The organism is Xanthomonas translucens pv. undulosa (genome assembly GCF_017301775.1).
Taxonomy (GTDB): domain Bacteria; phylum Pseudomonadota; class Gammaproteobacteria; order Xanthomonadales; family Xanthomonadaceae; genus Xanthomonas_A; species Xanthomonas_A translucens.
The window spans coordinates 4,326,997-4,339,914 of sequence record NZ_CP063993.1 but is presented as its reverse complement, the minus strand read 5'-3'; the positions used below and the strand labels follow the sequence as shown (position 1 = coordinate 4,339,914).

Genomic DNA, 12,918 nt, shown 5'->3' with positions numbered 1-12,918 from the left:
TACGGCGGAAACCGTAAAGCATCCACTTAATTTCCTTGGTGCGAGAGGGCAAGTTAAATTACGACCAACATAACCCTCCACTCAAGGAGCCCGGAAGTCCACGGAATCGAGCCCCGGACACTGGCCAAAGCCATGGAGCTTTTCGGTCACTGTAAACGGCCGACTGTAAGTCGAATGATGCTCGTCATCTAGCTCATGCCCCACGATCTGGGCTCTTAGCTCCGACACCACCCCAGCGCCCTGTAACTCCTGGATGAAAGTCTTCCTCAGCGAGTGAAAACCTCTTTTCGCCGGCTCCCAACCCTTTCCCACCTCAGCCAAGTGCCGACTGAAGGCTTTGGTGATCCAGTTGCCTTGCCCATTGACCGCCGTCGCCTTCGCGGCCGGGAACAATCTTGTCTGACCAGCCTTTCGCTTCCCATCGACCCATTCAAGGAAGCCCATTTTCAGCAGCTCGGGATGAAGCGGGACCGTTCTGAGGCTAACCTCGGTTTTGACCTTTTGGTGTTCGCCTTCATCAGACACTCGGATGCACGCGATGCCGTCCTCCTCGAACACGTCCTTGATAAGGAGCTGCCCCACTTCGGACGCCCTGGCACCCGTATAGAGTCCAAGGAGCGATGCCCAGCGGGCGGACTCTGACAGCTTGGCGAGCGCGTCTGGTGCAAACAGGGCTTGGATCTGGGTCCTGTCGTAAGCCTTGAACCCGAGCTTCTTACGGGCCCGCTTCTCGCGCTGGGAATAGCTGACATGGCCGGATGCAGGGTTGTCACCTCGCGGGTAGTGGCCCGAGGCCATTGCCCACTCGAAGAATCCACCTTTGCCACCAATATAGGACTGCTTGTTCGTGAGCGTGGGCGTTGATGCGCCCTTCTCCCGCATGTCCTGATACCAGCGCGCCAAATCTGAGCGGGTAATGGCGTGGACTTTTGCCTTCGGTCCCAGGAAGGCCACGAGCGCCTCAATGGCCGTCTTTTTGATGGTGTAGGTCTTGGGCAGCGAGGAAGGCTTGAGCGTCGCCAGAAACGCGTCTCGGGCCTTGCCGAGCGTCATCGTCTCAATGGCGGGCGCCGCTGCTGAGGCGACCGGACCGCGAGGCGCCGGCATCGGAGTGGATTGGGCCATGGCTGGCAAGGGACGCGACCGCGCATTCTCCGCATCCATCGCCTCGAGCTCCATCAGAAGGCGATAGAGCTTCAGATCCTTTGGGCTATCGATCTGCCACTGCTCCGTGACCGTGCCGTCTGGGGCGCGGCTCCGATTCAACGTGAGCTCTTGGAGGTTCTCGGCGCTCGTCAGGCGAGCGATCAGCAGATCAGCATCCGTTTTGCTGAGCTTGGCCACGCGTTGATCCTTCAACTGTGCGAAGAGCCGAGCATATCCCGACCCAAGCACCACTGCACGCACGTGGGCTTGGGCGAGGTCTTTTGTCCTAAGGGTGCGCTTGATCAGCCGGCAGTCGAGCACCGCCTGTAGATCGACAGGGACTCGCTGGACGAAGGACCAGCGGCCGGTGGCAGACCGGCTCAAGTGATGTGGAATGCGCATGCGAGCGTTTCCTCTGCATGCTTCCTGCCTTCCAATCGACCCAAATCAAGATTTCAATTTCAAATCAATGATTTAGGATCTAGTGGCGGAGAGAGTGGGATTCGAACCCACGGAAGGTTTGACCCTTCGCCGGTTTTCAAGACCGGTGCCTTAAACCGCTCGGCCATCTCTCCGATTGCAATCAGGCCGCGTCACGCCGGACGAATGCATGCCTGCATGCCTGCATGCCTGCATGCCTGCAGGATAGTGCCGGTACCCTGCGCTTTCAGCCGCAACGTCATCGCGCCACGTTGACGGCCGCATCGCCAAAGACATCTCGATGCTGCGCTAGCGTGCCGCAGCGCATTTTCGCACGGCCGCGCCGGTTTTGCTAAGCCGGCTCGGGTTTTGCTCAGCCGGCCTCGACAGCCATCGCGCCCAGGGTCGAATGCTTGGCCTTGACCCGCTCCGGGCAGCTGCCGCAGTGCAGGCGCGAGCCCTCGATCTGGCGCGGCAGGTGCTCGGCGAGGAAGTCGATGAACACGCGTACCGCCGGCAGCAGGCCGCGGCGCGAGGCGAACACGGCGTGGCAGATGCCCTGCGGCAGCGACCATTCCGGCAGCACCACTTCCAGTTCGCCGTTGCGCACCGCGTCGGCGCAGACCGTTTCCGGCAGCAGGGTGATGCCGAAGCCGTCCTTGACCATGGACTGCAGCAGCGGGAAGTCGAAGCCGGCCACGCGCGGCTGCAGGTCGACGCGGCGCACTTCGCCGGCCGGTCCGTGCAGTTCCCAGCGCTGCCGCGCCTCGTCTTCGCTGATGCTCAAGGTCACGTGCGCGGACAGTTCTTCCGGATCCTTGGGACGGCCAGCGCGGTCGAGGTACTTGGGGCTGGCCACCAGCAGTTCCTGCACCTGGCCGAAGCTGCGCATCACCAGGCTGCCGTCGTCGTCCAGGCGCGAGCGCACGCGCAGCGCGACGTCGTAGCCTTCGTTGATGATGTCCACGCGGCGGTTGCTGATGTTCAACTGCAAGCGCACTTTCGGGTACTGGTCCAGAAACATCGGCAGCAGCTTGGGCAGCTGCATCTGCGCCAGCGACACCGGCACGCTGACCCGCACCAGGCCGCGCGGCTCGGCGCTGAGCCGGTCCACCACCTCGCGCGCGGCCTGCGCCTCGGCCAGCATCATCTGCGCGTGGCGGTGCACGCTCATGCCCAGGTCGGTGACCGCGAAGCGGCGCGTGGAGCGCTGCAGCAGGCGCACGCCCAGATCGGTTTCCAGCTGGCTGATGCGGCGGCTCAGGCGCGACTTGGGAATGCCCAGGGCGCGCTCGGCGGCGGCGAAACCGCCGTGATCGACCACCATCGCGAAGTAGTACAGGTCGTTGAGATCGTGCATGTTCTTTCGATATTTAGAACGATGAATGAAATCGCGTTGGGTTCATTCTACTCCCACAACGATCAAGGCTGTGCAATCGGGCATGGCTGACATGGCGCATCGCGAACGCAGCGGCGGCGGCCCGTTCCGGCAGCAACGACGCAGCAGCTCCCGTTTTGCGACAGCGCGATCGCGTGAACGCCCTGCCCCGGCCCTGTGCTTTGCATCGGCCAGTGGCTGCTGGGTCGTTCGCAGCGATTCAAGCATGCAGCAACACCGGCGTCTTGGTTGCCGATCGAACGCGTCTTGCTCCGAACGCAGGCGAGCGAAGTGCCGGGGATGGCAGGTCGGATGGAAATCTTTGCCAGAGGGTGGGCGAATACGCAGCCACGCATCCGCACAGCGGCCAGGCGCAGGACGCCAAACCAGAGCGGTTTTCGTCAATTGGCAACGGCCGTGGGAGCGACTTCGGTCGCGACAGGCTTTCCCGGTAATGCCCGTCGCGACTGAAGTCGCTCCCACAGATGCCGCCGGATACTGCCGCAAGACCGGCGGTCGCGCCGCCTTGCGCGGGGCCTGCGGCTCAACCGATGCGGTCGATACCACCCATGTACGGACGCAGCGCGTCGGGCACGTCAATCGAGCCGTCGGCGTTCTGGTAGTTCTCCATCACCGCGATCATCGCGCGGCCGACCGCGGTGCCGGAACCGTTGAGCGTGTGCAGCAGTTCCGGCTTGCCGGTGGCGGGATTGCGCCACCGCGCCTGCATGCGCCGCGCCTGGAAGTCGCCGCAGTTGGAGCACGAGGAGATCTCGCGGTAGGTCTGTTGCGACGGCAGCCAGACTTCCAGGTCGTAGGTCTTGGTCGCCGAGAAACCCATGTCGCCGGTGCACAGCAGTACCTTGCGATACGGCAGCCCCAGCGTTTCCAGCACCACCTCGGCGCAGCGGGTCATGCGTTCGTGCTCGGCGGCGCTGTCCTCGGGACGGCAGATGCTGACCAGTTCCACCTTCTCGAACTGGTGCTGGCGGATCATGCCGCGGGTGTCGCGGCCGCCGCTGCCGGCCTCGGAGCGGAAGCAGAGCGAGTGCGCGGTCATGCGCAGCGGCAGGCGCTCGGCCTCGACGATCTCGTCACGGACCAGGTTGGTCAGCGAGATTTCCGAGGTGGAGATCAGGTAGCGCTTCTGCTCGCCCAACTGGGTGGCGAACATGTCCTCTTCGAACTTGGGCAACTGGCCGGTGCCGTACAGGCTGTCAGCGTTGACGATCACCGGTACGTTGGTTTCCTGGTATACGTGCGGACCGGTGTGCAAGTCGAGCATGAACTGCGCCAGCGCGCGGTGCAGGCGCGCGATCGGCCCGCGCAGCACGGTGAAGCGCGCGCCCGACAGCTTGGCCGCGGTCTCGCCGTCCAGCCATGCGTGGCGAGCACCCAGTTCCACATGATCCTTGACATCGAACTCGAACGCGCGCGGCGTGCCCCAGCGCTGCACCTCGACGTTGTCGGCCTCGTCCTTGCCGGCCGGCACGTCGGCCTGCGGCAGGTTGGGAATCTCCAGCGCCAGCGTCTCCAGCTGCGCGCGGATCTCATCCAGGCGCTGTTCGGAGGCCTTCAGTTCGTCGCCGAATCCAACCACTTCGGCCATCAGTGCGGTCACGTCCTCGCCTTTGGCCTTGGCCTGGCCGATCGCCTTGGAACGGCTGTTGCGCAGGCTCTGCAATTCCTGGGTCCGCACCTGGATGCGCTTGCGGTCGGCCTCCAGAGCTTCCAGGGCGGCCACGTCCAGCGCATAGCCGCGGCTGGTGCGCAGGCGCTCGGCGAGATCGGCGGGCTGTTGACGGAGCAGGACGGGATCGAGCATGGGCGCGGCACGTGGATGGATCGGAGCCGCGCATTATCGCCTGTCGGCCGCGCTTTTGCCGAAACAGGGAAGCTACGCCCCGCTGCGCACCCGATTAACCGCGGCTATGCCAGAATCCAGCGGTTGCCTATGGTGAGTCCCATGTCCACGTCGCCTCCGTCGTCCAACAGCGGCATCGTGCTGCGCCTGCCGCGCCGCCTCCTCGTGATCGTCGGCATCGCCTTCTGCGCCGGGCTGCTGCTGTTCCTGGGTGTGTGGCTAGTCGGGCGCAAGGACAACCACTTCTACAAGCCGCAGCCGGCGCAGGTGCAGCAGGATGCGGCGGAGGTCAAGCCGTTGCCCGAGCCTCTTCCCGCCGGCAGCGGCGCCAGCGACATGCCGCAAGCCCAGCCGCCGGCAGCGGAGGATGCGCCGAAACTGGTCGAGACCGCGCCACCTGCCCCGCCGCCGGCCGACGCGATGGCGCCGCTGCCCGGCGGCAGCGAGGGCGCTGCTGCGGGGACGAACGCCACCGCACTGGCACCGGGCGATCGTCCGGTGCCGCTGGAAGGGCAACCGCCGCCGCGCTATCCGCCGGCGGCCTTGCGCCGCGGCGACAGCGGCACGGTGGTGGTGCGGGTCGAGGTGGACGCCAGCGGCACCCCCGGCGGCGTGGCCCTGGTCAGGCGCAGCGGTTCGCGCGAACTGGACCGCGCGGCGATGGAAGCGGTGCGCCGCTGGCGCTTCCGTCCGGCGCAGCAGAAGGGACAGGCGGTGGCCGGCAGCCTCGAAATTCCGTTCGATTTCAAGCCGGCTCAGTAAGCTGAACCGCGCTTGCGGCGCGCGTCCGTCGTTCACGGGCGGCTGACACACCGCTAACCGTATCGGGACAAGACTGCCCGCGTCCCACGCCGCAGGAGCACGCCCATGTCCAGACCGCACGATACGCAGGAGCTGTATCCGCGCAAGCACGATGACGCAGGGCGTCCGCACGTCCATCATGGGTCGCCGTGGGCATGGATCGTCGTGATCGCGCTGGTGCTGGTCGCCAGCGGTTGGTGGCTGGGCCGCGATCGCGCAGACCCGACCCCTTCCAGTGCGCCGGCTCCGGCGACGCCGGCCAGCGATCCACCGCGCGCTCTGTAAACCCCGCTTCCTACCCTGGATTCACCGCCCTGCGGTGGTGATCGAGCGTTGAGGCGACCGTGTACTACCGGCCGCGACTCGCCTCAGACACTGGCGACCAGGCCGAATCCGGCAGTGCGCGCCAGCGTGTCGAAGCCCGGGAACGAGGTCGCCACGTTGGCCACATCGTTGATCCGCACCTCGCCATCGGCCAGCTGGCCGGCAATGGAGAACGCCATCGCGATGCGGTGGTCGCCGTGGCTTTCAATGACGCCGCCGCCCAGCAGGCCACCATGGATCGTGGCGCCGTCGGGCGTCTCGTCGACCACGATACCCAGGCTACGCAGACCGGTGGCCATCGCGGCCAGGCGGTCGGATTCCTTGACCCGCAGCTCGGCCGCGCCGGTGACCACGGTCTGGCCCTGCGCGGCGGCGGCGGCGACGAACAGCGCCGGGAACTCGTCGATCATGTCCGGCACCACCGCTTCGGGAATCTGCGCCCCGCGCAGCGGCGCGTAGCGCACGCGCAGGTCGGCCACCGGCTCGCCGCCATGTTCGCTGTGATTGTGCTCGACGATGTCCGCGCCCATCAGCCGCAGCGCGGCGAGCAGGCCGGTGCGGCGCGGATTGAGGCCGACCGCCTTGAGGATGATGTCCGAGCCGGGAACGATGCTGGCGGCGACGATGAAGAACGCCGCTGAGGAGAAATCGGCCGGCACCGCGATATCGGTGGCGCGCAGCCGCTGGCCGCCGCGCAGGCGCGCCTGGCCGGGTTCGAACGCGATCTCCACGCCGAACGCGGACAACATGCGCTCGGTGTAGTCGCGGGTCGGATGCGCTTCCTGCACCGAAGTGACGCCATCGGCATACAGCCCAGCCAACAGCACCGCCGACTTGACCTGGGCACTGGCCACCGGCGAGGCGAAGTCGATGCCGTGCAGCGGCTGCCCGCCATGGATACGCAGCGGCGGCACGCCGTTGGCGTCGGTGTCGATGCGCGCGCCCATCAGCGCCAGCGGCTCGGTGACGCGGCGCATCGGCCGCTTGGACAGCGACGCATCGCCGACCAGCACGCTATCGAAAGGCTGCGCCGCCAGCAATCCGGCCAGCAGCCGCATGCCGGTCCCGGCATTGCCGCAATCCAGCTCGCCCTGCGGCGCCTGCAAGCCATCGACGCCGACCCCGTGCACGATCCGCTGCGACGGCGACGGCGTCTCAATCCTGACCCCCAGCTTGGCGAAGATCGCCGCGGTCGACCGCGTGTCCTCGCCCTCCAGGAACCCATCGATGCGCGACACGCCATCGGCCAGCGCCGCGAACATCACCGCCCGATGCGAGACCGACTTGTCGCCCGGCATATTCAACGTCCCCCGCAAAGCAGAGCCCTTCGTCGCGATCCAGTACTGCTCGTTGCTCATCACTATTCCTGAGATTGCCAGCCACCCGTCCGGCGGACCCGCTGTTGCTGTTGATCTTGCCGCCGCTATTGATCTTGCCGTTGCTTGCGTTGTTGCTGCCGCTGTTGCCGTTCGCTTTGAACAAGTAAGTCGCGCAAAGCGCGAAAGCCTTTGCTCTTTCTTTTGCTTTTGCTCTACCGCCAAACCACTTACAGCAGTCGCAAAGAGCAGATCAAGGCACCGCCACCGGATAAGAGCCCAACACCTTGATCTGCGCCGAATGCGCCTTCAACTCCGCCAGCGCCTGCTTCATCGACTCATCCTCCACATGCCCGGCCAGATCGATGAAGAACCCATACTCCCACTTCGCCTGATGCGAAGGCCGCGACTCGATCCGGTTCATGCTGATCCCATGCCGCGCGAACGGACTCAGCACATCGAACAGCGCACCCGGCTTGTCGTGGATGAACACCAGTACCGACGTGCGATCGTGGCCCGACGGCGGAAAGATCTGCCGGCCGATCACCAGAAAGCGCGTCGTATTGTCGTCGTCGTCCTCGATCGACTTCATGATCACCTTCTTCAGCGCATACACATGCGCCGCACTCTCCCCGCCGATCGCTGCCGCATCCTCGGCATTGCGCGCGCGCCGCGCGCCCTCGGCATTGCTCGACACCGGGATCTTCTCCACCTTCGGCAAATGCGCGCGCAGCCAACCGGCGGTTTGCGCGAACGACTGCGGATGCGCATAGATACGCTCGATCGCATCCAGCCGGCCATTGCGCGACAGCAGGTACTGGTGCACGCGCAGCTCGGTCTCGCCGCAGATCTTCAGGTTCGAGGTCAGGAACATGTCCAGCGTGACCTGGATTGTACCCTGCCCGGAATTCTCCACCGGCACCACGCCGAAATCGGCGTTGCCGCTCTCCACTTCCTGGAACACTTCCTCGATCGTCGCCATCGGCAGGCCCACTGCCGAGCGGCCGAAATGCTTGAGCACCGCCTGCTGGCTGAAGGTGCCTTCCGGGCCGAGATAGCCGATCTTCAGCGGCTCCTGCTGCGCCAGGCACGCGGACATGATCTCGCGGAACACATGCACCAGCACTTCATCGCTGAGCGGGCCCTGGTTGCGGTCCACCACCATGCGCAGCACCTGCGCCTCGCGCTCGGGACGGTAATAGTCCACCGCCGCGGCGAGCTTGCCCTTGGCCTTGCCGACCTGGTGCGCGAACTGCGCGCGCTCGGCGATCAGTGCCTGGATGGTGCGGTCGATCTCGTCGATCTTGGCGCGCACATCGGCCAGCGCCGGCGCCGCGGTGGCGGGCGTGGCGATGGCGGTCGATTTCGGCTTACCCGGCTTGGCCGGCTTGCTCGATTCGGCGTCTGCGGTTCGGGATTTGTTCGGCTTTGCGGCCATGGATCGTGGTTCCTCGATGTTCCGGAGCGCCCGTGAGGCATCCGGTCGCGGCTGAAGCCGCTCCTACAGGGGGATGACTCAGCCGTTGCGCTGCTGGAAGTCGCGCATGAAGGCGACCAGCGCCTGCGCGCCGGCCACCGGCATCGCGTTGTACAGCGAGGCGCGGATGCCGCCGACCGCCTTGTGGCCCTTCAGCGCCAGCAATCCGGCGGCCTTGGACTCGGCGACGAAGCGCGCGGTGAGGGTGTCGTCCGGCAGGAAGAACGGGATGTTCATCCGCGAGCGCGCGCCGGCCACCACGTCGTTGCGATAGAAGCCGCCAGAGCCGTCGATCGCCGCGTACACCAGCGCCGACTTGGCCTGGTTGCGGCGCGCGAACTCTTCAACCCCGCCCTCGGCCAGCATCCACTTGAACACCAGCCCGGCCAGGTACCAGTTCCAGGTCGGCGGCGTGTTGAGCATGGAATCGCGCGCGGCGTGCGAGCGGTAGTCGAAGATGTCGGCACGCGGCTGGCCGCTGCGCTGCAACAGGTCCTTGCGGATGATGACCACGGCCACTCCGACCGGCCCCAGATTCTTCTGCGCGCCGGCGTAGATCACCGCGTACCTGGACACGTCGATCGGCTCGGCGGCGATGCTGGAGCTGAAATCGGCGAACAGCGGCACCGCGCCCACGTCCGGCGCGTCGCGGAACTCGACGCCGTGGATGGTCTCGTTGGCGGTGATGTGCACATAGGCGGCATCGGCGCTGAGTTGCCAGCTGGCGCGCGGCGGGATGTCATGGAAGCCGCCGGCCTCGCTGCTGGCGGCGACATGCACGTTGGCGTACGGAGTCACCTGCTTGATCGCAGTCTTGCCCCAATGCCCGGTCACCACGTAGTCCACGGTCTGCCCGGGCGCGGCGAAATTCAGCGCCAGCAGCGCCTGCTGGGTGGTGGCGCCGCCGGACAGGAACAGCACCGCGTAGTCGTCGGAGATGCCGATCAGGCGGCGCAGATCGTCCTCGGCCTCGGCCGCCACCGCCATGAACTCGGCGCCGCGGTGGCTCAACTCCACGATCGAGGCGCCCACGCCGTTCCACTCCAACATTTCCGCCTGCGCCTGGCGCAGGACCGATTCCGGCAATGCAGCAGGGCCGGCACTGAAATTGAACGCGCGTGTCATGGGGCACCTATCGGACAAGACGCCTAGTATGCCGCAGCGCAGCAGCTTGCGGCCCGCACAATTTAGGTTGCATTTGCATCCATTGACCCCGCCCACGCGTAGTCTGTGCTGAAGTCGTCGGCGCTCGTCCGCCCCTCCAGGAGTCAGCCATGTCATTGCGCGATGTGCTCAACATCCCCAGCCGCCAGATCACCGACGAGGCGCTCTACCGCGATCGGCGGCGGCTGCTGCAGGCCCTGGCGCTGGCGCCTGCGGTCGGCCTGGTCGGCTGCGCCGACGCCGAGCCGCCGGCCCCGCCGAAGACCGTGGTGACCCCGGAACAGGCGCGCAGCGGCTTTCGCACCAGCGAAGAGCTGACCCGCTACGAGGACGTCACCAGCTACAACAATTTCTACGAATTCGGCACCGACAAGACCGATCCGTCGAAAGCCGCCAAGACCCTGCGCACCGCGCCGTGGTCGGTGAAGGTGTCCGGCGAATGCGAAAAGCCCGGCACGCTGGCGCTGGACGACCTGCTCAAGGGCAGCAGCCCGGAGGAGCGCATTTACCGGCTGCGTTGCGTGGAGGGCTGGTCGATGGTGATCCCGTGGCTGGGGGTGCCGCTGGCCGCGGTGCTCAAGCGCTTCGGCCCGACCTCCAAGGCCAAGTACGTGGCCTTCACCACGTTGGCCGATCCGCAACAGATGCCCGGCATCCGCTACCGCTCGATCGACTGGCCGTACAAGGAAGGCCTGCGCATCGACGAGGCGATGAACCCGCTAACCCTGCTCGCCACCGGCCTGTACGGCAAGCCGCTGCCGCAGCAGAACGGCGCGCCGCTGCGACTGGTGGTGCCGTGGAAATACGGCTTCAAGAGCATCAAGTCGATCGTCGAGATCCGCTTCGTCGAGCGCATGCCGGAAACCGCCTGGCACGAATTGCAGGCGTCGGAGTACGGCTTTTTCTCCAACGTCAATCCGGCGGTGGACCATCCGCGCTGGAGCCAGAAGACCGAGCGCCGCATCGCCGGCAAGGCCAGCAAGCTGTTCGCCGAACGCATCCCGACCCGACCGTTCAACGGCTATGCCGAGCAGGTGGCGGGGATGTATGCGGGGATGGATCTGAAGAAATGGTATTGAACGATCGGAACTCGGGACTCGGGACTCGGGGCCCGGAAAAAGCCGGCGGTTTCGGCGTTGGGCGGGCGCGTTGCTTGGTCGGGGCAGTCGCGACATGGCGGTGAAGTCCGGGCCCTCTGGTTTGATCGCGGCCAAGGGCATGGTCCATGTGCTGGCGCTGGCGCCGTTGGCTTACCTGGGCTGGCAGTTCTGGCAGGTGTGGCAGAGCGGCAGCGATGCGCTCGGCGCCGATCCGGTGGCCGAGATCGAGCACCGCACCGGGCTGTGGGCATTGCGGCTGCTGTTGCTGACCCTGGCGATCACGCCGCTGCGGCAGCTGAGCGGGCAATCGGTGCTGCTGCGGTTCCGGCGCATGCTCGGGCTGTACGCGTTCTTCTACGCCTGCGTGCACCTGGGCGTGTATCTGGGTCTGGACCTGCGCGGCTACTGGGCGCAGATCTTCGAGGACATCGTCAAGCGTCCCTACATCACCGTCGGCTTCATCGCCTGGCTGCTGCTGATCCCGCTGGCGATCACTTCCACCCAGGGCTGGATGCGCCGGCTCAAGCGCAACTGGGGCAAGCTGCACAAGGCGATCTACGCGATCGGCGTGCTGGCGGTGCTGCACTTCTGGTGGCTGGTGAAATCGGACATCCGCGAACCGCTGCTGTACGCGGCGATCCTGGCGCTGCTGCTGGGCTGGCGCGGCTGGCGGGCGCTCAGCGCGCGCCGAACCACAGCAGCCCGCTGAGCGCGGCGGCCAGCAGCAAGGCGCTGAGCAGCAGCCACGGCCAGCGCAAAGCGGTGGCCGGGCGCGGTGCGGGTTCCGCTGCGGCGGCCGGCGCGACGCGGGCCGGATCGTGCTTCAGCGGCTCGCCGGCGACCACCTGCGGCACCTCCAGCACGAAGCGGTGCTGCGTGTCGAACACCAGTTGGTCGCCCGGCTGCAGCCAGCAATCGCGTACCGCATTGCCGTTGACCTGGGTCTGTGCATCGCCGAGCCCGCGCAGCAGCACGCGCTCGCCATGCCGCTCCAGGCGCGCATGGCGTTCGGCGAAGGCCGGATCGTCGATGCAGATGTCGCAGTCGCGCAGGCGGCCGATGCTGCGCACCCGGTCCAGGGTATAGCTGCGGCCATGGTGCTGGCCGCCGACCCCGCGCAGCACCAGCCGCGGATCGTCGCCCTCGCCTTCGGCCGCATCGGGCAGGCGCTGCAGCGGCTCGCACGCGCCCTGCACCACCATTTCCACGCCATCGGCATAGACCGCGTCGCCGGCGCGCAACAGCGCCATGCGCCGCACCGGACGGCCATTCACGTGGATGCCGCGGGCGCCGTTGGCCACCTGCAGCCATAGTCCGCGCCGGTCCAGGCAGAACTGCGCCAGCAGCAGCGCGCCCCGGGTGTCGTCGACCACGCGCACCTGCCCGGACGCCTGCCGCACGATGCGGTGCACGCCCGCGCGCAAGGGTCGGTCGGGTTGCTGGCGGTTGCTGAAATGGACTTGCAGGTCGGGCACGGCGGGGAGCCTAGCAGGTTGCCCGCGCTTGAAGAAGCGTGCCGCGCCTGGACAACACTGCGCGCATACGCACAATGCCTGATCTTTTCCATGGGCCGCGTGCCCGCACAGGAGCCAGCATGTCCAGCATCGACATCCGCCACGACCACGGCAAGACCCCCGCACAGGCACGCAAGGCGATCGAAGACGCCGCCAAGAAGCTATCCGAACGTTTCGACCTGGAATCGCGCTGGGACGGCGATGCGCTGCTGTTCTCGCGCTCCGGCGTGGACGGGCGTATCGAACTGCTGCCCAAGCAGGTGCACGTCACCGCCGAGCTGGGCTTTCTGTTGTCGGCGCTGAAGGGCACGGTGGAAAGCGAGATCCGCCGCGTGCTGGCCGAAAAGCTGGGCTGAGCAGTAACAGCCCTTATCCCGCCGGGAGAGGGGTTGGGGTGAGGGTAAGACGCGCCGC

General features: G+C 66.4%; 12 protein-coding genes and 1 tRNA gene. 5 read left to right on the top strand and 8 right to left on the bottom strand.

What is annotated here, in order from left to right; genetic code table 11:
- Nucleotides 1–81: 81 nt before the first annotated feature.
- From ISN38_RS18520 to serS, 4 genes are all read right to left on the bottom strand, one after another.
- Nucleotides 82–1,548, bottom strand: a complete 1,467-nt coding sequence (locus ISN38_RS18520) for a site-specific integrase (RefSeq protein WP_206711960.1) — start codon at nucleotides 1,546–1,548, stop codon at nucleotides 82–84.
- An 83-nt stretch (nucleotides 1,549–1,631) separates the two neighbouring features.
- Nucleotides 1,632–1,721 (bottom strand) — tRNA-Ser (locus tag ISN38_RS18515).
- A 218-nt stretch (nucleotides 1,722–1,939) separates the two neighbouring features.
- Nucleotides 1,940–2,926, bottom strand: coding sequence for a LysR family transcriptional regulator (locus tag ISN38_RS18510; protein ID WP_003468288.1), 987 nt, complete (start codon nucleotides 2,924–2,926; stop codon nucleotides 1,940–1,942).
- Nucleotides 2,927–3,488: 562 nt separating this feature from the next.
- Nucleotides 3,489–4,769 (bottom strand): serine--tRNA ligase, encoded by a 1,281-nt coding sequence (gene serS / locus ISN38_RS18505; RefSeq protein WP_003468289.1) that lies wholly within the window; start codon nucleotides 4,767–4,769, stop codon nucleotides 3,489–3,491.
- Between the two features lie 141 nt (nucleotides 4,770–4,910).
- Between serS and ISN38_RS18500 the strand changes: the two genes are divergently transcribed.
- Both ISN38_RS18500 and ISN38_RS18495 read left to right on the top strand, forming a co-directional pair.
- Complete coding sequence (locus ISN38_RS18500) at nucleotides 4,911–5,570, top strand: energy transducer TonB (protein ID WP_003468290.1); 660 nt, start codon at nucleotides 4,911–4,913, stop codon at nucleotides 5,568–5,570.
- A 105-nt stretch (nucleotides 5,571–5,675) separates the two neighbouring features.
- Nucleotides 5,676–5,894, top strand: coding sequence for a hypothetical protein (locus ISN38_RS18495; RefSeq protein WP_003468291.1), 219 nt, complete (start codon nucleotides 5,676–5,678; stop codon nucleotides 5,892–5,894).
- 83 nt (nucleotides 5,895–5,977) lie between these two features.
- On the opposite strand, the gene aroA is transcribed toward ISN38_RS18495, so the two are convergent.
- The 3 genes from aroA to serC form a co-directional block, all read right to left on the bottom strand.
- The gene (gene aroA / locus ISN38_RS18490) at nucleotides 5,978–7,291 is read right to left on the bottom strand and encodes a 3-phosphoshikimate 1-carboxyvinyltransferase (RefSeq protein WP_003468292.1); all 1,314 of its coding nucleotides are present in this window, start codon (nucleotides 7,289–7,291) and stop codon (nucleotides 5,978–5,980) included.
- 211 nt (nucleotides 7,292–7,502) lie between these two features.
- The gene (pheA, locus tag ISN38_RS18485) at nucleotides 7,503–8,687 is read right to left on the bottom strand and encodes a prephenate dehydratase (RefSeq protein WP_003468293.1); all 1,185 of its coding nucleotides are present in this window, start codon (nucleotides 8,685–8,687) and stop codon (nucleotides 7,503–7,505) included.
- 78 nt (nucleotides 8,688–8,765) lie between these two features.
- Nucleotides 8,766–9,851, bottom strand: coding sequence for a 3-phosphoserine/phosphohydroxythreonine transaminase (gene serC / locus ISN38_RS18480; protein WP_206711959.1), 1,086 nt, complete (start codon nucleotides 9,849–9,851; stop codon nucleotides 8,766–8,768).
- Nucleotides 9,852–10,000: 149 nt separating this feature from the next.
- Between serC and msrP the strand changes: the two genes are divergently transcribed.
- Together msrP and msrQ are read left to right on the top strand one after the other, a co-directional pair.
- Nucleotides 10,001–10,969 carry a protein-methionine-sulfoxide reductase catalytic subunit MsrP gene (gene msrP / locus ISN38_RS18475; protein ID WP_047325007.1) on the top strand — a complete coding sequence of 323 codons (969 nt, stop codon included), beginning with the start codon at nucleotides 10,001–10,003 and terminating at the stop codon, nucleotides 10,967–10,969.
- 94 nt (nucleotides 10,970–11,063) lie between these two features.
- Nucleotides 11,064–11,699, top strand: coding sequence for a protein-methionine-sulfoxide reductase heme-binding subunit MsrQ (gene msrQ, locus ISN38_RS18470; protein ID WP_003468300.1), 636 nt, complete (start codon nucleotides 11,064–11,066; stop codon nucleotides 11,697–11,699).
- On the opposite strand, the gene ISN38_RS18465 is transcribed toward msrQ, so the two are convergent.
- A complete protein-coding gene (locus ISN38_RS18465; RefSeq protein WP_047325008.1) occupies nucleotides 11,668–12,465 on the bottom strand; it encodes an FHA domain-containing protein in 798 nt (265 codons plus the stop codon). The two genes, msrQ and ISN38_RS18465, sit on opposite strands and share 32 nt — an antisense overlap.
- Nucleotides 12,466–12,584: 119 nt before the next feature.
- Here ISN38_RS18465 and ISN38_RS18460 point away from each other — a divergent pair, with 119 nt between their 5' ends.
- On the top strand, nucleotides 12,585–12,860 hold the full coding sequence (locus ISN38_RS18460; protein WP_003473856.1) for a polyhydroxyalkanoic acid system family protein: 276 nt from the start codon (nucleotides 12,585–12,587) through the stop codon (nucleotides 12,858–12,860).
- Nucleotides 12,861–12,918: the final 58 nt, after the last annotated feature.

Excerpts from the sequence above, each read along its gene's own strand:
- ISN38_RS18520 (WP_206711960.1), bottom strand. The coding sequence starts at position 1,548 with ATGCGCATTCCACATCACTTGAGCCGGTCTGCCACCGGCCGCTGGTCC.
- ISN38_RS18510 (WP_003468288.1), bottom strand. The coding sequence starts at position 2,926 with ATGCACGATCTCAACGACCTGTACTACTTCGCGATGGTGGTCGATCAC.
- serS (WP_003468289.1), bottom strand. The coding sequence starts at position 4,769 with ATGCTCGATCCCGTCCTGCTCCGTCAACAGCCCGCCGATCTCGCCGAG.
- ISN38_RS18500 (WP_003468290.1), top strand. The coding sequence starts at position 4,911 with ATGTCCACGTCGCCTCCGTCGTCCAACAGCGGCATCGTGCTGCGCCTG.
- ISN38_RS18495 (WP_003468291.1), top strand. The coding sequence starts at position 5,676 with ATGTCCAGACCGCACGATACGCAGGAGCTGTATCCGCGCAAGCACGAT.
- aroA (WP_003468292.1), bottom strand. The coding sequence starts at position 7,291 with ATGAGCAACGAGCAGTACTGGATCGCGACGAAGGGCTCTGCTTTGCGG.
- pheA (WP_003468293.1), bottom strand. The coding sequence starts at position 8,687 with ATGGCCGCAAAGCCGAACAAATCCCGAACCGCAGACGCCGAATCGAGC.
- serC (WP_206711959.1), bottom strand. The coding sequence starts at position 9,851 with ATGACACGCGCGTTCAATTTCAGTGCCGGCCCTGCTGCATTGCCGGAA.
- msrP (WP_047325007.1), top strand. The coding sequence starts at position 10,001 with ATGTCATTGCGCGATGTGCTCAACATCCCCAGCCGCCAGATCACCGAC.
- msrQ (WP_003468300.1), top strand. The coding sequence starts at position 11,064 with ATGGCGGTGAAGTCCGGGCCCTCTGGTTTGATCGCGGCCAAGGGCATG.
- ISN38_RS18460 (WP_003473856.1), top strand. The coding sequence starts at position 12,585 with ATGTCCAGCATCGACATCCGCCACGACCACGGCAAGACCCCCGCACAG.